This is a genomic window from Gordonia bronchialis DSM 43247 (assembly GCF_000024785.1).
Taxonomy (GTDB): Bacteria; Actinomycetota; Actinomycetes; order Mycobacteriales; family Mycobacteriaceae; genus Gordonia; species Gordonia bronchialis.
Genome location: NC_013441.1, coordinates 1,505,319 through 1,525,316, shown reverse-complemented (window position 1 = coordinate 1,525,316; position 19,998 = coordinate 1,505,319). Strand labels below are relative to the sequence as shown.

The window sequence follows — 19,998 nt, the reverse complement described above, 5'->3', positions numbered from 1 at the left end:
ATGGCACCGGGATACCAGCGCACGACCACCCGCGCCGATCTGAGCGCACTCGCGCCCGGCATCGCTGCGGCGTTGCGCGAGTACTCCGACACCCACCAGTTGGCCATCACCGACGACCTGCCGGCCTGGCTGACCCGCAGCATCAATCCGCCGTCGACCAGCCTGTTCGGCAGGTTGTTCGCGCGGCGCGCCAATCCGGTCGATCCCGATTCCGAGCATCAGACCCTGGTGGTCCTGCATCCCACGCACCTGATCGTCGTGGTGTCCGGGGCGCGTCGCGGTACCGCGGCGCTGGCCGCACCGCTGGCGCGCGCGTCGATGGACGACGAGCTCACCGACGACGCGCTCGCCTCGACCGGTTTCACCGTGACCGGCTTCGACGACGGACCGGGAAGCTTCCATATCGGCGTAGGATCACCCGATGGCACGCAGTGCCACGACGAGGTGAAAGCGGCCATCATAGCCGCCAAGAACGCTTGACACCAAGTGGTCATAGTGTCCAGATAACGGTTCGGCACTGAAGCCTCCACAGCCGGGATCGTGGTCTCGCCACCGGTCGCCGACCGGGGTATTCTCGTCCCCCATGTGGGGGACCACCCGATGACGCAGATGTACTCGCGGTTCGATTACATCGACGCAGCCCGTGCCGCGGGCGCGCAGTTCGTCGCGCTCGTCACCGGAATCGTCGACCCGGAGACACGGCTTCCCTCCACGCCCGGCTGGACGGTCACCGACTGTCTCGGCCACGTCTCCACTGCCCCCGGCCGCTACCTCGAATTGGTGCGCGGCGACGGCATGTGGTCGGGAAATGCCGCCGACCTGGCCGACTTCAATGCCAAACAGATCGCGAACCTGGTCAGCCGCGACGTCCGTGTTCTGAGCGCGACTCTGCTCGATGACCTCGAGGAGCTCCTCGACACCGTCGCCCACTTCGGCGCCCAGGTGCCGAAGATGCATTTCGACGGCGATCGAATGATCCGTGCCGACGCCGCGCTGGGGATCCTGATCGGTGAGTTCGTGGTCCACGGGCACGACATCGCCTGCGCGGTGGGTGCACCGTGGCCGGTGGACCCGCAGGTGTCGGCGATGATCGCACGCGGCCGGCACCAGATCCTGCCGAGTTGGGTGGACGCCGACGCTTGTGCGGGCCATTGCGCCACCTACGACATCCGGCTGCGCGGCTGCGACGAGAGCTTCATCTACGAGTTCACCGACGGACGGCTCGAGATCAACCCCGATGAGCCGCGGATACCCGACGTGCACATCAGCGTCGACCCGACGACGGCGCTGCTCACCGGCTACGGCCGCTCCTCGCCGATGTGGGCGGCACTCACCGGACGGGCCTTCGCCTGGGGCGGCAAGCCATGGCTGGCCGCGGGATTACCGAAGAAGTTCCTGCCGGCCTGACTCCCCCGGTCCCCGTTGACGGTTGGCTCAGCCGGCTGCGCGCACCGCGCGTCGACGCTGCTGGTTGCCGCGACGGTGCGCGCCGCCCTCGGCAACGCTGCCCGAACGGGGTCCCGACGTCGACTGCCGCGTCGAACGGCTTGCGCCCGAACCGCTTGCGCCCGAAGTGTGGCTGCGTCGACGATCGCCGGAACGGGCACCACGGTGCTCGCCCGAGCCCGAGCCGCCGTTGCCACGCGGGGCACCGCTGCGTCCCGCGCCACGGCCACGGCCGGAACCACGCTGTCCCCCGCCGCCGCCCTGGCGGGCGGGCTGCTGCTTGACTGGTTGCGGCGCAACGAATTCGGCACGCTCGCCGACGAGTGCGGTCACCGCATCCGACCGCGGCGTCACCGGCATCGGGGCCACCGAGATCTTGGCCTTGCGCAGCAGGGAGGCGACGTCGCGCCGCTGATCCGGCAGGCACACGGTGACCACGTCACCGGCACTGCCCGCGCGGGCCGTTCGGCCCGACCGGTGCAGGTAGGCCTTGTGCTCGTTGGGCGGGTCGACGTGGACGACGAGTTCGATGTCGTCGACGTGCACCCCGCGGGCCGCGACGTCGGTGGCGACCAGCACGCGGACGTCACCGGCACCGAAGGCCCCGAGGTTCCGATCACGTTGCGCCTGACTGAGATTGCCGTGCAGGTCGACGGCGGGGATGCCGTCCTCGGTGAGCTTGCGGGCGAGCTTCTTGGCCTGATGCTTGGTGCGCATGAACAGGATTCGACGCCCGGCGCCGGAGGCGAGTTCGGTGATGAGTGCGGCCTTGTCGCTCGGGGAGACCTCGAAGACGTGGTGGGTCATCGCGGCAACCGGCGAGTTGGCCTCGTCGACCGAATGCATGGTGGGGTTGTCCAGGAATCGGCGCGCGAGCTTGTCGACGCCGTTGTCGAGGGTGGCCGAGAACAGCATCCGCTGACCGTCGGCCGGGGTGGCGGCCAGGATGCGGGTGACGACGGGCAGGAACCCGAGGTCGGCCATGTGGTCGGCCTCGTCGATCACGGTGATCTCGACGTCATCGAGCGTGACGATGCCCTGACGCATGAGGTCGTCGAGGCGACCCGGGCAGGCGACGACGATGTCGACGCCACGACGGAAGGCCTGCTCCTGCCGGGTCTGCTTCACACCACCGAAGACGGTGGTCACACGCAGGCCGACGGCCTCGGCGAGCGGTTCGACGACGCGAGCGATCTGTGTGGCCAGCTCGCGCGTGGGCGCGAGGACCAGGCCGGTGGGCGCGCCCGGCTTGCGGGGCACCTCCATCTCGGCCAGCCCGGCGACGAGCGGGATCGAGAAGGCCAGGGTCTTGCCGGAGCCGGTCTTGCCGCGGCCGAGGACGTCCTTGCCCTCCAGGGTGTCACCGAGGGTGTCCTGCTGGATCGGGAATGCTTCGGTTTTACCTTCGGCGGCAAGAACTTTCACCAGTTCTGCGGGCACGCCGAGGGATTCGAATGTGGTCATGTACTGCTTTCTGCTTGAGGCACGCCGCAGATCGAGCCCGATGTCGGGCGATCACAGGTGCTCAGATGGCGAACACGCAGGTGTGCGAGTCCGTTCGCCGTATGAAGTCTCGGAGCGGGCCACCGGATGGGACTGCGGTGTGCCACGCAAAAGCGTTCTACGACGCGTTGACGGCGCCATCGGGCGCGTCACTGTCGACCACCCTACGCGGCCGGGGACCCCACTCCCAATTCTGTGACGGGTGACACCCGCGTGCCTGCGTCAGAACGCCTCGCTGAGCATCACGGCCACCGTGCCCGGTTCCAGCGCGTCGAAGACGTGCTCCACATCGCCGGGATAGGAGATGTAGTCACCCGGTCCGAGTTCCTCGGTGGCGTCGGTGGGCCCGAGCCGGGCGCGTCCCGCGCTGATCACGACATGTTCGACGACACCACGCGCGTGCGGCGCCGAAACCCGGGGCTTTCCCGGCTCGGCCCGGATGATGTACATGTCCCGGCGCGATCCGGGCGCGGCGGTGGCGAGCAGGGTCGCCGAATAGTCGGCGTCGGCGGCGGGAATGACCGGCCCGCCACCGAACCGGATGACCTCGACCGTGGGCGTCGGCGAGTCCAGGAGTGCCGAGAACTGCACGCCGAGCGCGGTCGAGAGCGCCCACAACGTCTCGACGCTGGGATTCCCGTCGCCCGATTCGAGTTGCGACAACGTGGACTTGCCGATGCCGGCCCGCCGGGCGAGTTCGCCGATCGACAGACCGGCCCGGGTACGTTCCCGTTTGAGCGACGCCGCGACGAGTGCCTTGGGATTCACCACTCCGGCCGAATCGTTCGATTCACCGGACGATCGTCCATCTTGACGAACAGAGTCCATGTGTTCATCATAGTGGGCATGCGTTCGACATGGAGAACACTCGACGGTCCGACGGTTCGCGCCGTCGTCGTGATGTGCCTCTCGGTGCTCGTCATCGGGGCCTCCTACGGGGTGACTGCCCACAGCGCGGGGTTCACGTGGTGGCAGATCGTGGGGATCGCGACCGTGGTGCTCGCCGGGTCGTCGGAGTTCGTGTTCGTCGGGATCATCGCGGCCGGCGGCGCGCCCATCGTCGGCGCTCTCGCGGGAATCCTGGTGAACACCCGCAACTTCGGCTACGGACTCGCCGTCGGCAAGCACCTCCGCGGCGGACCCGGCATGCTCGTGCGCGCACACCTGATCAACGACGAATCGGCCGCGATGGCCACCGCCGAACGCGATCCCGGACGGGCACGCGCCGCGTTTCTGCTCTGTGGCGCAGGCATTTTGGTGGCCTGGCCGCTGGGCGCCGCGCTCGGGGCGGTGATGGGCGGGATCATCGCGTCACCCGAGGCGCTCGGCCTCGACGCCGCCTTCCCCGCCCTGCTGGCCGCGCTCGCGATCCCGGCACTGCGGGAACGTCGAACACTGTTGGCCGCCTTCGTCGGCGGCGGCGTCGCCGTCGTGCTCACCCCCTTCACCCCGGCCGGACTGCCCGTGTTGGGCGCGCTTGCCGGTTTCGCCGCACTCGAAGCGACCCGACGGATAGGGCGCTCGTCGAAAGCTGAACCCACCGGCGACGCCGAACCCACCATCCACACCAAGCTTCCCGCACGTACAGATTTCGACGTCGACGCGGAGGTCCGACGATGAACACCTGGGAGGTCGGCATCGCCGTCGGCGTGCTGGCGCTGGGCACCTACCTGATCCGGCTCGCCGGCCCCGCACTGCGCAACCGGATCAGCATCTCGGCGTCGACCGAGGCACTTCTCGACCGCGCGGCCGTGGTTCTGCTGGTGGCCGTCGCGCTGACCGGAACCCTGTTCGTCGACCACGACTTCGCTGGTTGGGCCCGCCGGGCCGGGGTCGGTGTCGGGGTGATCGCCGCGCTGTGCAAGGCGCCGATCGCCGTCGTCGTCATCCTGGCAGCCGCCACCGCGGCCGGTCTGCGTGCTGTCGGGGTGGCCTGAGGCCACGTTGACCGTGCTGGTGAACACGTTCATCGGGCACGTGCACAGGTTCGCGGCTGCACCGACACGACAGAGACGACGGCGTGTGCGCCACTCCGGCGACCAATGAACCCGATCAACGCCCGGTTAACGGGATTCGACGCCCGGTCAACGTACGACAGCCGGGTGCGTGCAACTGTCCGGGACGGTCACCAGTGAGCACGGCACCGGCATCCGGGTCGGCCGGTATCCGCGCGGCACGCCATGCGCCTTGGTGATCGCACGCAAGGCTGCCGCCCCGTCGGTCGCATGGCGTGTCAGCGTCGGATCACCTTGGGCATCAACGGTGTACAGACCGAACCGGGCGTCGAAGTCACCCCATTCGTAGTTGTCGGTGAGGCTCCAGTAGTTGTACGACACGATCGGTACACCGTCCTGGCGAGCGCGCTGCACCCAGTAGATGGTGTCGCGCAGGTGATCTCCGCGTCGGTAGCCGTCGGGCCGCCGACCATGCGGATCGGTGGCCAGCCCATTCTCGATAACTCGAATCTGTTTCCCCGGGAAGCGTTGTGCCAGATGACGAAGCAGGTAGTACATGCTCTCCGGTGCCTGCGACGCCTTCCACATCTGCCCGGTTGCGGCGTTCGCGACCGAGGCGTCGGTCACCGAGAACGAGTAGTAGTGGTCGACGCCGATGAAGTCCAGCGAATCCAGCATCCGTTGCGGGAACAGACTTTCCAGCCAGGCCTGCACACCTGGCACCGGAAAGAAGGCCATATTCGACGACACCTGCGCACCCGGCTGCACGGCGTGGATGTAGCGGTAGGTCGCTCGATGCGCGGCGATGATCCCGTCGACCATGCGGCCCAAGTTCTCCGGTCGCACACCGCCGTACTGCACTTCGCGCCGAACGTATTCCGTCGGCTCGTTGAAAGTGATCCACGTCGGCTTGGCCCACGCATACCGGTTCACGACGCGTTTGGCGAAGGCCACGTAATCGGCAGCCATCCCCGGCCGATTCCAACCGCCACGATCGACCTCCCAACCCGGATGGACCCAGTGGTTGAGCGTGATCATCGGACGCATACCGGCGTCGACGACGGCCCGGATCACCCGATCGTAGAACGCCCAGCCGGCCGGGTCGTCGTGTCCCGGTGCCGGTTCCACGCGTGACCACTCCACCGAGGTCCGATAGATCCCGACGCCGAGCGACTTGGCCCGGGCGATGTCGCCGGCGTACTGATGAAAGAAGTCGACAGCCCGGCCCACGCGCTGCGGCACCTTGCCCTGATTGCTGTAGCGCAACCAGTTGGAGTCCCGGTTGTAGCCTTCCGACTGGAACCCGGACTGGGCGACGCCGAACTGGAAATCCGGCCCCAGATCGGGCACCGCGGCGTCGGCGGGCGGGGTCGCCACCGTCAACCCGGCCATCCCGAGCACTACCGTTACCATCGCTGCCATCAGTCGTCGTCGATACCGAGAGGGATCGCGGCGGTCATGGAGTTCAGTGTTCCAGATTCACTGCTTCGGCCACGAGCGTCTGAAGTAAGCCGCGCGCGGATCCGGCTGCGCAGGTCTCGCCGGCCGATCGAACTCGCCGCTGCTTGTCAGCCACTGCACTGCCTCTGGCGGCAAATACCGTTCGCCATCGGTGAGGACGAAGTACGAGGTGCCATCAGTCGACGGGCCACCAAGGCGAGCAATCTCACCAAGCGTGTACGGCGCGAGGGGTGACCATAGGTTGTTCACGACAACCGATCGGATTTGCTCATTCAGCTTCGGCCACCAGACGTCGATGGGGCTCGCTGGAGTGTTCGTCACCCAGCGACTATAGCCACACCTACCGTCCACCTCGGCACCACGTGATCAGGGGCCGGGAAAGTTCAGCTTCGCAGAGAACAGCGTCGGTGCAGATGGTTCGAGTAAGGACCTTTGCCTGTCCGGTCTGTGGAGGCAATCCGAAGAAACTCGAAACTTGCGCACATGTCAATAAAGTGGCGTGACCTGGGAGAACGGATCAGGTCGTCGCCACGCCGGTCGCCACGGGTTGGTCCTGATACCCCGCCACCGCGCTCCAGACGTTTCCTCACCGCGGAAGACACAACCGAGATCGTGCAGGCCTACGAGGCTGGCCAAACCACCCAACACATCGGCAGCCGCTACGGCATGTCCAAGACTCGCGTCGCCACCATCCTCCGCGAACAGGGCGTTCCGCTCCGTCGCCAAGGCCTCACCGACGAACAGGTGAGCGAAGCCGCACAGCTCTATGAAGCAGGCAAGTCACTCGCCACGCTCGGCGCCCACTTCGGCGTCTCCCACGCCACCATCGCCAACGTCCTCAAGAAGCGCGGCGTCAGGATTCGGCCACGCCCGGGATGGCCTGGTACCTCGACGCCTTCGTAGCGGCACTCCCTAGCACCCCGCAGGCGGTCTGCTGCACCTCGGTGAATTCGTTGCAGTCCAACGAGTCGGCCCGAACGGAAGATCGATGCGACTCCCACGCTGACCATACAGACAAGCCGACCACGACACATTCTCAACGCGAGACTGGGCGAGCCGAAGATTGACGACCGCACGACAGCAGAGATGAAACCCGGCCGCTCTGACTCCGCCGGTCAGATCCAGCATCAGCGGTCCGTCCGGCGTAATCACCGCTCGCGACACGTCGGAGTTTCCGACCAAGGAAGGCCCAACTTAGACTATCGTCGATCCGATGTAACGCTGAGGCCGCATGGCCGACGACACGTGAGAGGAGTAGCGGTGTCCGACCCCGATCAGCGGGCCCTCAGTCAGATGTGGTCGAAAGGCCTATTTGAGCCGACGATACATTACATTCGATTTCCTCGATTCAAGAACTTGGCCACTGACCTCCGGATCGAATTTTCGCATCCGATAACAGCGATTGTTGGTCCGAACGGATGCAATAAGACCGCGATTCTCCGAGCACTTCAGGGCGCACCGCGTGGTAACGACTTGGGAAACTACTGGTTTGGAACGGCGATCGATGAGATTTCATCTGAAGACAGACATCGATTCATCTATGGCCGTAAGTCCGAATCCAACGTTCCCGAAGTCGAGGTAATCAAGACACGAATCGGACGTCTAAGGAGCGCCCGCTCCAAAAATGAGATAGATCCTGATCTTTTTGAGCCCAGCCGACCACTTCTCACCCCGCCGGACAACATGGAGAGATATCCATATCCAGATAATCCGCCTGCAGATGGTTCGAAGACTAGGTGGAACACGATCCACAAGAACGTCGAGTACATTGACTTTCGATCCCAAATATCAGCGTTCGATTGGGCATTCTTTCAATCTGAGGACCTACATAACGACACGAAGCCGCCGTTGCATGCACTTCGCGAAAGGAAACGTAAGATTCGACGAAGATCCATGCGGCTGGCTAGCGCCATCAAGCGGGAACTCGACTCGGACGAATACTACCAACACAATCGGATTATCAGTCCCGTAACCGAGCTGTCAGGTGATACTAAGAAGTGGGCAGAAGTAATACTGGGCCGCTCGTATAGTTCAATTCGCGTGATCGAGCACCGCTATTTTCGATTATCCGGCGGCTGGACTGTATTACTCAAGTCCAACGACATATCATACTCCGAGGCATTTGCGGGGTCAGGCGAGTTCGCTGCCGTGATGCTAGTAATGCGGATGCTCTCTGCGCCGCAGAGCTCACTAATACTGCTTGACGAACCGGAAATATCACTCCATCCAGCTGCTCAAAACGCACTAGTTGAATTTCTGATGTTTGCGGCTAAGACACGGCTACATCAAATTGTCTACGCAACGCATTCCCCAGATATGGTCCGAGCGCTGCCATCAAATGCGATCAAGGTGCTAACAATCCGGGACGACGATTCAATGGTCGACATCCCGACACAATCATCGTCTCCGCGCGTCGCATTCGAGTCACTGGGGGCCGCCTATGACCGGCTAACTGTAGTAGTTGAGGATCGGGTTGCCCAGGCGTTGGTGAAAAAGGCTATCGCGAATACTTCAAGCGCCCCACTGGTAAACGTCGACTACATTCCCGGAGGAGCTCAGACTCTGTGGTCACACTATGTGCCCATGTGGTCTCATGAAGGCAGGACAAACCTCCTTTTACTACTCGACGGAGATCAGAAATGCAACGACCCTCGCGACCCTAAGGAGATAGCGGAAAGTGAATTGGAGAATGAACTCCGTGCTGCACTGAACGGAACGAGTCCCAAACTCCCGTATGGATCAAACGAAGAGAATGCCGCCGAACTTCGCAAGTCCTCCATAGAAACTGCAATCAGGTGGCGACGATCTTTCGTAAATTTTTTGCCGTGCAGTACACCTGAGGAATTTATTTGGCTAGCCACCCAAGGTGGCCCGCAGTCTGACTACAAAGAAGCGTGGAAAACTTTCGCGATGGAAAGTCTGGGAACGGAGCCTACAGGTGGCGAAATATTCACTGTACAGCGAGTGGCGTTGAACTCCATTGATGACAATGACCCAACTCTCGTCGGAATTCGCGTCATTGTTGAAACTTTTGCGCAGGCAGTCGACGCATGAGAACGGACGAGGTTGCCGTCGTAGACTTCTTCTCAGGGTGCGGTGGCACCAGCGCCGGGTTCAGGAGCGCGGGGATGCAGATTGCAGCTGGATTGGACTCAGACCCTGATGCTTCGGCTACTTTCAAGCGGAACTTCAAGAAGTCCTCTTTTATCGAGGGTGACATTCGAAACGTGTCTACTGAACAAGTGTCCGACGTAGTTCCGAGTGGCGCAGTAACACTCTTCGCAGGGTGTGCTCCGTGTCAACCATTCTCGCGCCAGAATGGCAATCGCAGCGCCAACGACCCCCGTCGAAACTTACTTCGCGAGTTTCAGAGATTTGTGCTGGCACTTCACCCTGATCTAGTAGTCATTGAAAATGTTCCAGGATTGCAGCTGCAGTCAAGGAAGGGTCCACTCGATTCGTTCCTTAGGGCGATTTCGCGTGACGGCTATGCGGTGAACGTTCGAGTATTGCGTGCGCTTGAGTTTGGTGTGCCTCAAGAACGCCGCCGGCTTGTGGTTCTGGCCTCCCGAATCGGCGAGCCGCGAATGCCGCGCCCGACTCACGCGATCGCAGGTAGGCCTGCCCGCACGGTGAGACAGGTTATAGGTGATCTCCCAGCTATCGCGGACGGTGATGTCCACCCTCTAGACGACGACCATGCCGCGATGAGACTGTCCGATGTAAATCGACTTCGCATCCAGGCAACCCCCGAAGGTGGCGATCGACGCGATTGGGACGAAGCCTTGGTTAGCGAATGTCACAAAGTTCATGGCGGACATACAGACGCGTATGGACGGATGTGGTGGGACAGACCAGCGACGGGCCTGACTACCCGATGTCTCTCGTACTCAAACGGGCGGTTCGGACACCCCGACCAGGATCGGGCAATCTCACTCCGCGAGGCTGCCAGTATTCAGACGTTCTCGCGGCGTTTTCGATTCGAAGGCAGTCTAACTTCGCGCGCGCGACAGGTAGGGAATGCAGTACCCCCATTGATGGCCCGGAAGATCGGGCTGTCCTTAGTCGAGTCACTGTAATCAAACGTGGACACATCCCCACGACGAGGTGATCTGGTCGCTCCGTCTGCAACCCGTTCGCGCAATATGGCCGCAGTGCGACGCTCTGAGACTTCACCCGAGCGAGCCATTCGATCGGTGCTTCACTGCCGCGGCTTCCGATACCGCAAGGACTACCCAATCCGTGTCGACGGCCGGCTGATCCGCCCCGACATCGTTTTCACGAAGAAGCGGGTTGCAGTGTTTGTTGACGGCTGTTTCTGGCACCTGTGCCCACTCCACGGCCAGATACCTGCAACCAACACCGACTTCTGGCGTCGCAAGCTTGAACGGAATGCCGAGCGAGACCTCGAACAGACGCGTGCACTCGAGGGCTCGGGTTGGACCGTTGTCCGCGTCTGGGAGCACGTGCCAACGCCAACCGCCGTCGATACCATCGTCGATTCTGTCCACCGCGCGTGATATTGGGTTCCGACCCGCGCGCCACGCCGGATTGTCGTACCAGCCCCTTACCATTGGACCCTTGCGCACACTCATCGACCTTTTCGCCGGTTGCGGGGGCATGACCAGCGGTTTTGTGGCCGAGGATTTCGAACCGCTGCTGGCCGTCGAGTTCGACCTGCACGCTGCCGCGACCTATGCCGCCAACTTTGGCGAGGATCACACGATCTAGCGCGACATCGCGTCGGTGAGAAGTCGCGAGATCCCGAAGGCGCAGGTGGTGATCGGTGGACCGCCATGCCAAGGGTTCTCGAACCTTGGTTCCAAGGATGTCAACGATCCAAGGACTTCTGGTGGCGGCGAACCCACGGACGTCGTCTCTGTTGTCATTATCGCCAAGTTCCTGTCGATCGTCGACGCAGCAGCAGTTGCTCATCTGGACAGGCGCCACGGCCTCATCCACCGTGGTTATCTCCTACATGTGCGCTGATTCCGTCGAGCAACGCACCGGGCGTCGTACTCAACCCGGCGGCGATCTTGACGATGTTCTCGACGCGGACCGACCGCTGCCCACGCTCCACCTTGCCGAGCTGCGTCCAGTGGATGCCGATAGATACAGCGGCCGCCTCCTGCGACAGGCCGAGTTCCTCGCGGCGCGCACGGATACGCCGGCCAAACTCGACGAGGACAGGCTTGAGGGCAGACTTGGCGTTCTCAGACATGATGTCCAACCCCATCCGACCCGTGTCTAATCGACCAGAGAGAAATGTACGCATGCGTTTGCGGCCCATGCGTAATAGGCGTAGATTGACCAGACCGTGATAGGCCCGATACACGGCCAGACGGGACGGATCGGATTGACCCAGATGACCAGGGAGGTGACCATGACCGGCGGAGGAGACTTCAAGATCGCCTGATTGGCGACCAGCATGCAAGATGCGAGACCTGCGGTGTACGAAGTCTTTTCGTACACCGCAGTTTCGTTCATCCACGACCTCCGTACTGACAAACCACTTCGGAGTCATCGCACAAAGACACCCAGCGTCCAGCGACAGAAGTGAGAAACACATGACGACGGTGTCGCTCCGCGCGCTCGCCGAAACCGACATCCCCGCGATTCTCGAAGTATGTAGCGACTGGCAAGAGCTTGCCCAGCACGGCTCGCCGTACTGGCGCCCTCGCAGTTCGGCAGAACTTCAGCGCAAGATCACTGCCACTTCAGGTCCACTTCCGGCCACTGAGTACAGCTTTGTGCTCGTCGATGAGACCTCCCGCCTCGTCGGCGAATGCTCACTCCACGCCATCGACTGGCGCAACCGCGTGGCGCAAGTCGGCATCTGTATTTGGGCGCCGGCCGATCGTGGCCGCGGATACGGGCACCGTGGCGTCTCGGAGATGGTCGGGTGGGGGTTCGATCACCTTGGTCTACACCGGCTTGAGGCCTGGATCGTCGACGGCAACGATCCATCACGCAAGCTGTTCGAGTCTCTCGGGTTCGTCCACGAAGGCTCACTCCGCCAGCGCTACTTCCACGGTGGCTCACATCTTGACGTCGACATCATGGCACTTGTTCAGCACGGCGAGTGAACACAAATCTATGCACTGAACTGCATGTTTGCTACAATGAGCCATAAGCAATGGCGCAGCAAGACTCACGATCTCTGGCTTCTGATCTCCTCAAAACGAGGACTGCCTTAGTCGCCGTCACGTTCACCCTTGTCGGGTGGGCGCTCACCATCTTCAACAATTCGATCACCGGCGCCGACCTCGGCATGTGGAACTGGCTCCACGGTGCCGCCTTGGGCGATATCGGCGGTACATTCATCGCCGCCGGTGTCATCGGCAGCATCATGGACTACAGCGCGCGTCGCGCCCAGGCCGCCAATGCCGTCGCACAGTACGCCGAGGTGAATCGCCAGCAAATCCCCGAGATCAGAGACGCCGTACTCGAAGCCTTCGCGATCAAACCCGCCGATTTGAAACGCGTCGCCACCCCGGAACTGCTCGACGACATCGCTGCCAACGCGATGGGTCTCCGTCTCGGCGACGAACAGTTCGCCCGCGAGATCTACAGCGAGATCCGCGATCAGGCGATCCGCGCAGCCGAACGCTGGCACGACGTGGAAGTTCGCATCCGTCTCTCTAGTGCACTAGAGAGCAGCACCTCCGGTGCTGCTCTGTTCGACGTTACCGTGGAGTGGGAGTACACCACCGTGCCATCGGGCAGCGTCCGCCGCTTCGCCTGCGTGTCCGACCGGGACGAGTACAACGACCTGCTCCTCGATATACCGGCCACATCGCCGTGGTTCATGAAGCCACGGCCGGGTATGGACGCGTCCAGTCGCGAGAGCTACGAACTACTCGAACTCACTGTCGATGGTCGGCCGCAGCCGATCCGACGCACAGTCCGCAAAGAGGGTCAGACGTACTCGGTGCACCTCGACGCGGGCGCAAGAACCGGCGAGCCGGTCCGCATACGGCAAGTGTTCCGCACTGTGACGCCCGTTTGGGGGCATCGGCTCTACTTCGAGTTGCCACAGCCAGCGCGCAACATGACCGTGTCGTTCGACTACACGAACACGAACATCGTCGACATGCGCGTCATTGAATCGGTTGCTACCACTCGGCCAACACAACTTTCACGAAGTCCCGAACACACCAACGGTAAGACGATCTCAGTTGAGGCGGTCGGGTGGTTGATGCCGAAGGCCGGCTTCACATTCACCTGGACAGTCGACACTGAACTGCCCCACGACGACCGCCAACACGAAGCAGCCTGACAAAACCCATGAACGTTGGCCCTGTCAAGTTGCGGGCCTCGACGTCGGCCTGGACGACTGCGACTGCGGCATCGCCAAATGCGCCTCATCGCGTTCATCGCCAGCAGCAAACAGGTCCGCAGCCACGCGATGCCACCAAGCGTCCCGGAGAAGACCGTCAGCATCGGGTTCGACGGATGGGTGATGCCGAAACAGGGGATTGTGGCCGTCTGGATTCTCAGTACAGAACTACCAGACTGATGCCGTGCAGGCCAAAGCTGTGATCAATGGACAGCCTCGGGTGGACCGGATGGCCCCAACGTCACAGATCAGACCCCCATACGAACACATTCGCGAAAGCAACATAGCCAGGCCCTCACCCTGACGCGCCCGCGACCTCGACCAAGATCGATGTGGAGGTGACCAACCGCGCTGGTCATCACGGTCACGCCGAGCTTGATGCACGAACGCGCGCAGATAAGTCGCCAAGCTAGTTTGCAGTCCAACGCCGCATGATGACAGCCCAAAAAGCTGGAGTCCTGAAAGTGCCGCCGATACGACCAGCCTGACGGCTGGAAGGAAATCGCGAACCTGAGCTGAAAGCCCTCACGGCTATTCATTCGTACAGACGACACGCGAGTCGTGCTCACATCGTATAATATTCACAAAGACTGTCCGGAATCGAGCACCAGGAGCGACGCTGACTAACCTACCGCACTGGCAACGATTTCGTCTAGAGGATACACAGATCCTACAGACCAAGCACTGGATAGTTGCAGCACGGCGACGACAGATAACAATTGGCAGCTGCGCGCTCTTACTGAAACGCGACGTACCTCGGATACCCGACCTAACCAAGCGAGAGATCCGGGATTTCCAGAAGGCGGTGTGGGCCTTCGAGTCAGTTATTACTCATGCGTTTCAACCAGCGCACTTCAACTATGTCGCTTCGATGCAGCACGACCCGTCAGTCCACTTTCACGGGATACCTCGCTATAGTACTCCGGTGCGATTTGGCGGAGGTTTCTGGCACGACGACGACTGGCCATATTTCTTGGACTTTCCTCGTTCGTCCGAGCCTACACCTGAACTCGTATTGGCATCAGTTACCGAGAGACTCCGGGAGTCAGCTCGCGCGAAAGGTCTAGTCAAGTGACCTCATCGCACAGGGAGGACGTAGAAGAAAGAGTGCGAGCCGAGATTTGCCGATCTCCTGACATATATTCAGCCATTCTGGTCGGATCTCAATCCAAGAAGAACTCTGATAATTTATCAGACCTTGACTATTTCCTGTTTACCAAGGATATAGACAGATGGGATAGAGAACGTGTGCGAGAACTCTTTCTTTCGAGCCGACTAAATCCTCACTTAATATATTGGAACGGCCTATCGAAATTCCATTCAATAGTCGATGGCTTCGGTGTGGACTTTTCGGTGCTTCATATATCCAGGCAGGACGACATTCGTCGATGGCCGACATTGTTCTACGAGCTTGAGGGAATAATAAAGGATCCCGACCAGACGATCCGTCGCAATACCTTGAACAGGGAATCCTCCCCCCGCGCCGGGATCGATAACACGCTAGATGGACTAATCTATCACCTGATGAACGTCTCCATTCAGCTGCGACGAGGTGAGTTCATCAACGCACGTTGCAGACTCACCGGCGTCGTCGAAGCTCTACTCTGCTACTTAGAGGACCGAACTCTCGGGCAGCCAAATTTCCGGGAACCGTCCAGGAGATATGAATCCAGAGACTCCGCCAACCGCGATTTAGTGAGTCGTCTCGCGTTCTCTGCCAGTCCGATGCAAATCATCGATGGATGCCGCCATGTTGTGGATTGGATAGAGTTCGCCAGCCAAGGAACTATCTCGAGTAATAACCGGACGGCACTTCGGATAGTCGAACGCCACCTACAGGAGGCTCACCAGCAGTGCGATACTCTACCTTAGCAGTAGATCTCGGAGGAGTATTACTCACCGATCCTACCCGAGGCGGATTCTGGCTTGAAATTGCTGGTGGCGACGAGAACTTAGCCGAAATAGCCAAGAAGCGATGGATTGACCACGTCCGCACTCCATTCGAGACGGGCAGGTCTTCGGAATTTGAAGTTTGGAATGAGCTTTCGCGTGTCACCGGCACACATCCAGAAAAGATCCGCTCAATCTTTCTGGATGGCTTCTTAGAGATAAACCATGGAGTTGCCGGACTTTTGACGCTATCCAAACTTGGGGTTAAGACAATACTTGCGACCAATCATTACAGTCCATGGCTGGCGATTTGGAGGTTGAAGTTCCCATGGTTCAATACATTCAACGCAATCGCGTGCTCATCTGAAATGCACTGCCGAAAACCAGACACAGAGTACTTTTTTAAGTTGCTAGAGATCGCTAAAGAGCCAGTGGATTCGGTACTTTTCGTCGATGACGACTCATTGAACGTGAAGGCGGCCCGGTCGGCGAACATCCCAGCGATACAAGCAGATAGTGACGGCCTGTGGGTCGACTCTGTGGTCAACGAACAAATGGGGATCTAGGAATGACAGACCGTAGTGTTCGGATGACTGTAGATCATGTCAGAAGACAACTATCCCGCTACACTGTAGATACCACAGTCGATGAGAGTTCCGACCCGCGCTTGAGGCAATCCATAGAATGGCTTATTTCGTCACAACTACCCTCAGGCGGATTCGGAAATAATAGCGCAGCTTATACGGCGATCGCAGTTAAGGCGATCAGAAGTTGGCAACCCGGTTGGTCTCAGAGTGACGGATTCGAACGCGCTGCCCGCCACGTTATCGCTTCCTCGTCCAACGGGAAGCTAGAGACCGTATGGGACACGGCTGTCGCCGCAAACGCCCTAGCCGGATCGGCCTATACCGACACATGGGTGGATCAAGCAACAGATTACCTGTCCCAACTCGTGCCTGACCCTCATTTAAAGCCTCACCATATCGCACAGCTATTGATCACGGTTACTGCGCGCCGCCCAGACTCCAATTCCATCCCCGAATGGGTGTCAATTCTTCGTACACAGCGGATATATCCAGCGACTCCTTATTGCCTTGGTCAGGTTTCTTCTGCGCTCGTGGCTGCGCCGGAGGCGAATATAGATCTTCGTCTTCAGTGTGACGAACTGGGCGCATGGTTAGGAAGCGTAGATGTCACGAAGGCGAATTTCGTGGAATACTGTTCCGCACTAGTTGGACTGTCTGCTAGCACGCACCCCACTCACTCTGCACGAGTTTCTGCGTGCGTCGATGATCTATTCAGCGATGGGCGGCGACTAGACGGAAGTTGGTACCACGACGCTTGGGAAACAAGCTGGGCGCTACTGGCCCTCAAACTTGCGTCTGCTCGCAAACTTGTCACTTTGTCTGTGCACGACCTTGCGCTAATACTTGAAGACGCAGATAAACTTGCCGACAATCTGCAGGAATCATACAGGAATCGGTTCTCTGTCCTGAATCCGTCCTACTTCTGGAATGTTGTCGCGTACAGTCAGGTCTTACTTATACTGGTTGCGCTAGCTGTATATGGAATTTTCCTTTCGCAAGACTCTGGCTGGTATATCGGATTCGTATCTCTGTTACTAGTGCCGGGACTAGGGACTGTTAGGCAGCTATGGCATCTTCGTTCGATGACATTGAACCAAGATAATTAATATCAGATACAGAATCTAGAACTAATAATGCTCCCGCATCCTTCAGTTCATGCTCCGTAAAGCCACCAGTCATTACGGCGATGGCTTTCAGTTCGTTGGCCGTCGCAGCGAGGACATCTTGCGGAGTGTCTCCCACAACAAATATGTTGTCAGCGATCCTTTTCCTGCTACGAGCGAGGGCAGATCAAACTAGCGCGACTCGGCTGTCCGCATAGTCACCGTACGTACCGGACTCGAACAGGTCGAATATCCCGGCCTTTTTCAGCTTGATTTCTGCAATATTGGACAAGTTCCCCGAAAGTAATTCGATAGAATTTCCCGAGTCGCGGATACTGAGAAGAGCATCACGAGCACCTCGAATGGGCTCAATCGTCAAATTCTGAGCAACGTCAGCATAGTATTCCGACATAACAGACTCCAGATTCGCTATCGACTCCTGCGTCAGACGAATCGTATGCAGTTCTGCGAGCATCGCGATTATCTGAAAGTCCGTGCAACCTCTGAAGTCAACTTCGTGAATACTAGCAAAGATTCCAAAAACCTTCGAAAATCCCACCGCGAAGGCATCTTTGTGTCCATCGGCAGATCCGACTAGAGTACCGTCAATATCGAATAGGTAGAGGTTCATATCCAATTTAGATAATACCATACTCAGGAAAAGAGGCAATACCCAGTTGCGGGATCGAGTCCTAGCTCCTCGACATGGCTCTCATCAGAAAATCTACTGCACGTTTATCTACCGGTGATTCAGGAGCGCTACCTATTGCGCCTGATCGCCCTTCGAAAACAAAAACAGCATCGTAGACATAGCTCCCTGTTGCCAGGTTAACACCGTCGATCCCCGAATTGCTGCCACTTACAACATCCGTGGCAGGCTTCTGAAATATCCGTTCAATCATGTGACCAGTCGATGAGTCTCGGGTTCTCTTAATGACAGTAGTTCCGTCGGTACCGTAGATGCGACCCATGACTGGAATTGCGATCGCCGCAAAAAATTCTGTTCCAGTCTCATCTGCTCTTACCGTCGATATTCCGCAATCGTATAGACCTGCCATCAGGTTTGTGCGACCCGAAATGGGGTTCACGTCCCATTGCTTCAATGGTTCGCCGCTCTTGCGATGGGATATCTCGAAGTTTGTGCTTGCGCTAGCAAGGACCGCGTCTACCGCCCCTGCGGCATCTGCCACTTGGTCTGTTCTAGTTTCCTTAGTTGGGAGTGACAAAACGTCCATACAGTAAGATGAAGCCATCTCAAGCGCATCCATCATTGCTGAGTACTCCCAGCGGACGACCGTTGGTCCAATCACACGCGTCACCAATACCTCACCTATGGTTTCCTGGCATTGTATGCTACCGGTCGAGCGACTGTGGACGCCAACTAGCGAGCAGCTGTGATCACTCAATCGGCACCCGGACGCCCTCGCCGCGACCCCGAGTGCTGTACGCGGATTAGAGCCCTCCAAGGCCAGGTAGTCTGGCGTTGGTTGTGATCATGTTGCGCCAGCCGCAAACGCAGCGACCCAGTTGAACAGGTCAATGTCGGTCTGACATCGCCGCGCGGACTGCTCGAAACACCTGGCTACCGGTACAGTCGTTGAAGGTCGCGCCCTGTTCCGTCGGACCGAAGAGCAGTGTGTCCCACAGCACGCGATCGGCCAGCGCCGAACGAATGTTTTTGGGCATCACGTCGCTAGAAGACGCGTCCGCAACCAGCGCGAGGAGTGCCCTGATGTTGCCGATCAATCGCGCTCTCTCCCGTATTGGGTCATACTTGTTCTCGTCGTCGACTCCGCCGCGCTTGGTAGTGGTGCCGAGCATCGCCAGCCATCGCGCGTGCGCGAAGCGCCCACGTTGGGTGCTCTCAATCCAGGCACTGACCGCAGCTGAAGCCTCGTCATCGTCGGACAGGATTCCGACAAGCTCAGCAATCTCGTAGTCAACGAACGGGATGCGGATGTTGGTATCCCACCACTCGACGCCCAGAGTCATGAGCACATCCCGGCCTCGCGAGTCTCGTTGTAACTTCCTGAGATGGCGTTGTGCGTGCGCCAGACCCCACAGCACCGCGTCCGTGTGGACCGTTCGCTGCTGCAAGTACTTCTCGGCGTGATGCCGGTACTCGCTCTCGGCCGGGAGGTGCCCGATTGCCCGCGCAGCCAGATCGAGCGACTCCAGCCGGACTTCCATGTCTTGAAGCCGCCAGAAGACCTGGCGTGCATGGTTCCTCCCGGCTGCGTCCAGGCGATCGGCAACCGAGAGCGCTCCCGTGCCGAAGTGACACTCCAAATGGGCGGTGATATCCCCGACGATGCGGCGGCGCCTGGTCTTGAACTGATCACCCGTGAATCCCACGTCGTGCTCATCGACGTACTGGCGGCGCTCGGTCACTGTCTTGTCGTGAAACTCCGGGCTGATCGCCAGCACAGCGTCGGCAATTCTTTTGTCGATCGGGTCAAACCGTTCAACGCAGGTCCGGATCTCCGTCTCCACCATTTCGGCGAACGCACGTCGATCAACAGGCGATCCGGCCCGAAGCTCAGGCCGCAAGCTGACGATGATTCCGTCGAACTCCAGCAAGCGCGCGACCGAAAGCTGGCGCGCCTTACGGCCGAATGAGTCGATGGCTCGGTGCAAATCGCTGACGGGACGTGTGGTCATAGAACCAATATTCACGCGCTGACACGTTTGGGCGCATCTGGCCGCCAACTTTG

Annotated in this window: 19 protein-coding genes and 1 pseudogene; 12 read left to right on the top strand and 8 right to left on the bottom strand. The window is 60.0% G+C overall.

Annotated elements, in window-relative coordinates:
• Together GBRO_RS07155 and GBRO_RS07150 are read left to right on the top strand one after the other, a co-directional pair.
• Window positions 1-480, top strand: a complete 480-nt coding sequence (locus tag GBRO_RS07155) for a hypothetical protein (protein WP_041920312.1) — start codon at window positions 1-3, stop codon at window positions 478-480.
• A 120-nt stretch (window positions 481-600) separates the two neighbouring features.
• The gene (locus GBRO_RS07150) at window positions 601-1,407 is read left to right on the top strand and encodes a maleylpyruvate isomerase N-terminal domain-containing protein (protein WP_012833309.1); all 807 of its coding nucleotides are present in this window, start codon (window positions 601-603) and stop codon (window positions 1,405-1,407) included.
• Window positions 1,408-1,434: 27 nt separating this feature from the next.
• On the opposite strand, the gene GBRO_RS07145 is transcribed toward GBRO_RS07150, so the two are convergent.
• Together GBRO_RS07145 and GBRO_RS07140 are read right to left on the bottom strand one after the other, a co-directional pair.
• On the bottom strand, window positions 1,435-2,910 hold the full coding sequence (locus GBRO_RS07145) for a DEAD/DEAH box helicase (RefSeq protein ID WP_012833308.1): 1,476 nt from the start codon (window positions 2,908-2,910) through the stop codon (window positions 1,435-1,437).
• A 261-nt stretch (window positions 2,911-3,171) separates the two neighbouring features.
• Window positions 3,172-3,777, bottom strand: coding sequence for a helix-turn-helix domain-containing protein (locus GBRO_RS07140; protein WP_041919781.1), 606 nt, complete (start codon window positions 3,775-3,777; stop codon window positions 3,172-3,174).
• 18 nt (window positions 3,778-3,795) lie between these two features.
• Between GBRO_RS07140 and GBRO_RS07135 the strand changes: the two genes are divergently transcribed.
• Together GBRO_RS07135 and GBRO_RS07130 are read left to right on the top strand one after the other, a co-directional pair.
• Window positions 3,796-4,569: an AzlC family ABC transporter permease gene (locus GBRO_RS07135; RefSeq protein ID WP_041920311.1), complete on the top strand. Its 774-nt coding sequence runs from the start codon at window positions 3,796-3,798 to the stop codon at window positions 4,567-4,569.
• Window positions 4,566-4,886 (top strand): AzlD domain-containing protein, encoded by a 321-nt coding sequence (locus GBRO_RS07130; protein ID WP_012833305.1) that lies wholly within the window; start codon window positions 4,566-4,568, stop codon window positions 4,884-4,886. The genes GBRO_RS07135 and GBRO_RS07130 overlap by 4 nt, the downstream gene beginning before the upstream one ends.
• 147 nt (window positions 4,887-5,033) lie before the next feature.
• Here the strand turns inward: GBRO_RS07130 and GBRO_RS07125 are convergent, their stop codons facing one another.
• Window positions 5,034-6,317: a family 1 glycosylhydrolase gene (locus tag GBRO_RS07125; protein WP_227892933.1), complete on the bottom strand. Its 1,284-nt coding sequence runs from the start codon at window positions 6,315-6,317 to the stop codon at window positions 5,034-5,036.
• A gap of 660 nt (window positions 6,318-6,977) precedes the next feature.
• On the opposite strand from GBRO_RS07125, the gene GBRO_RS07120 reads away from it, so the two are divergent.
• From GBRO_RS07120 to GBRO_RS27360, 5 genes and pseudogenes are all read left to right on the top strand, one after another.
• Window positions 6,978-7,268 carry a helix-turn-helix domain-containing protein gene (locus GBRO_RS07120; RefSeq protein WP_012833303.1) on the top strand — a complete coding sequence of 97 codons (291 nt, stop codon included), beginning with the start codon at window positions 6,978-6,980 and terminating at the stop codon, window positions 7,266-7,268.
• A 357-nt stretch (window positions 7,269-7,625) separates the two neighbouring features.
• Window positions 7,626-9,419 (top strand): ATP-dependent nuclease, encoded by a 1,794-nt coding sequence (locus GBRO_RS25205; protein WP_012833302.1) that lies wholly within the window; start codon window positions 7,626-7,628, stop codon window positions 9,417-9,419.
• Entirely contained in the window at window positions 9,416-10,444 is a 1,029-nt protein-coding gene (locus GBRO_RS27690) for a DNA cytosine methyltransferase (RefSeq protein WP_012833301.1), read from the top strand. Before GBRO_RS25205 ends, GBRO_RS27690 begins: the two co-directional genes overlap by 4 nt.
• Window positions 10,445-10,510: 66 nt before the next feature.
• Entirely contained in the window at window positions 10,511-10,885 is a 375-nt protein-coding gene (locus GBRO_RS26875; RefSeq protein ID WP_041919780.1) for a very short patch repair endonuclease, read from the top strand.
• A pseudogene (locus tag GBRO_RS27360) lies at window positions 10,785-11,354 on the top strand (DNA cytosine methyltransferase). The gene GBRO_RS26875 and the pseudogene GBRO_RS27360 overlap by 101 nt, the downstream one beginning before the upstream one ends.
• Here the strand turns inward: GBRO_RS27360 and GBRO_RS07105 are convergent.
• Window positions 11,320-11,586, bottom strand: a complete 267-nt coding sequence (locus GBRO_RS07105) for a helix-turn-helix domain-containing protein (RefSeq protein ID WP_041920310.1) — start codon at window positions 11,584-11,586, stop codon at window positions 11,320-11,322. The pseudogene GBRO_RS27360 and the gene GBRO_RS07105 overlap by 35 nt on opposite strands.
• 346 nt (window positions 11,587-11,932) lie before the next feature.
• On the opposite strand from GBRO_RS07105, the gene GBRO_RS07095 reads away from it, so the two are divergent.
• The 3 genes from GBRO_RS07095 (at window position 11,933) to GBRO_RS25190 (ending at window position 16,160) form a co-directional block, all read left to right on the top strand.
• The gene (locus tag GBRO_RS07095) at window positions 11,933-12,451 is read left to right on the top strand and encodes a GNAT family N-acetyltransferase (RefSeq protein WP_012833297.1); all 519 of its coding nucleotides are present in this window, start codon (window positions 11,933-11,935) and stop codon (window positions 12,449-12,451) included.
• A gap of 50 nt (window positions 12,452-12,501) precedes the next feature.
• Window positions 12,502-13,644, top strand: a complete 1,143-nt coding sequence (locus GBRO_RS07090) for a hypothetical protein (RefSeq protein ID WP_012833296.1) — start codon at window positions 12,502-12,504, stop codon at window positions 13,642-13,644.
• Between the two features lie 1,913 nt (window positions 13,645-15,557).
• Complete coding sequence (locus GBRO_RS25190) at window positions 15,558-16,160, top strand: HAD family hydrolase (protein WP_083775551.1); 603 nt, start codon at window positions 15,558-15,560, stop codon at window positions 16,158-16,160.
• 1,077 nt (window positions 16,161-17,237) lie between these two features.
• Here the strand turns inward: GBRO_RS25190 and GBRO_RS25180 are convergent.
• The 4 genes from GBRO_RS25180 to GBRO_RS07080 form a co-directional block, all read right to left on the bottom strand.
• Window positions 17,238-17,432, bottom strand: coding sequence for an HAD family hydrolase (locus GBRO_RS25180; protein WP_227892932.1), 195 nt, complete (start codon window positions 17,430-17,432; stop codon window positions 17,238-17,240).
• A gap of 39 nt (window positions 17,433-17,471) precedes the next feature.
• The gene (locus tag GBRO_RS07085) at window positions 17,472-17,915 is read right to left on the bottom strand and encodes an HAD family hydrolase (protein WP_218565790.1); all 444 of its coding nucleotides are present in this window, start codon (window positions 17,913-17,915) and stop codon (window positions 17,472-17,474) included.
• A 61-nt stretch (window positions 17,916-17,976) separates the two neighbouring features.
• Entirely contained in the window at window positions 17,977-18,603 is a 627-nt protein-coding gene (locus GBRO_RS25950; protein WP_147290635.1) for a hypothetical protein, read from the bottom strand.
• Window positions 18,604-18,820: 217 nt separating this feature from the next.
• A complete protein-coding gene (locus GBRO_RS07080; protein ID WP_012833292.1) occupies window positions 18,821-19,945 on the bottom strand; it encodes a hypothetical protein in 1,125 nt (374 codons plus the stop codon).
• Window positions 19,946-19,998: the final 53 nt, after the last annotated feature.

Bases quoted from the DNA above. Each gene is read 5' to 3' on its own strand.
- GBRO_RS07125 (WP_227892933.1), bottom strand. From the start codon at position 6,317: ATGGTAACGGTAGTGCTCGGGATGGCCGGGTTGACGGTGGCGACCCCG.
- GBRO_RS07105 (WP_041920310.1), bottom strand. From the start codon at position 11,586: ATGTCTGAGAACGCCAAGTCTGCCCTCAAGCCTGTCCTCGTCGAGTTT.
- GBRO_RS07095 (WP_012833297.1), top strand. From the start codon at position 11,933: ATGACGACGGTGTCGCTCCGCGCGCTCGCCGAAACCGACATCCCCGCG.
- GBRO_RS26875 (WP_041919780.1), top strand. From the start codon at position 10,511: ATGGCCGCAGTGCGACGCTCTGAGACTTCACCCGAGCGAGCCATTCGA.
- GBRO_RS07145 (WP_012833308.1), bottom strand. From the start codon at position 2,910: ATGACCACATTCGAATCCCTCGGCGTGCCCGCAGAACTGGTGAAAGTT.
- GBRO_RS27690 (WP_012833301.1), top strand. From the start codon at position 9,416: ATGAGAACGGACGAGGTTGCCGTCGTAGACTTCTTCTCAGGGTGCGGT.
- GBRO_RS07085 (WP_218565790.1), bottom strand. From the start codon at position 17,915: ATGAACCTCTACCTATTCGATATTGACGGTACTCTAGTCGGATCTGCC.
- GBRO_RS07130 (WP_012833305.1), top strand. From the start codon at position 4,566: ATGAACACCTGGGAGGTCGGCATCGCCGTCGGCGTGCTGGCGCTGGGC.
- GBRO_RS07135 (WP_041920311.1), top strand. From the start codon at position 3,796: ATGCGTTCGACATGGAGAACACTCGACGGTCCGACGGTTCGCGCCGTC.
- GBRO_RS07090 (WP_012833296.1), top strand. From the start codon at position 12,502: ATGGCGCAGCAAGACTCACGATCTCTGGCTTCTGATCTCCTCAAAACG.
- GBRO_RS07150 (WP_012833309.1), top strand. From the start codon at position 601: ATGACGCAGATGTACTCGCGGTTCGATTACATCGACGCAGCCCGTGCC.
- GBRO_RS07080 (WP_012833292.1), bottom strand. From the start codon at position 19,945: ATGACCACACGTCCCGTCAGCGATTTGCACCGAGCCATCGACTCATTC.
- GBRO_RS07140 (WP_041919781.1), bottom strand. From the start codon at position 3,777: ATGGACTCTGTTCGTCAAGATGGACGATCGTCCGGTGAATCGAACGAT.
- GBRO_RS07155 (WP_041920312.1), top strand. From the start codon at position 1: ATGGCACCGGGATACCAGCGCACGACCACCCGCGCCGATCTGAGCGCA.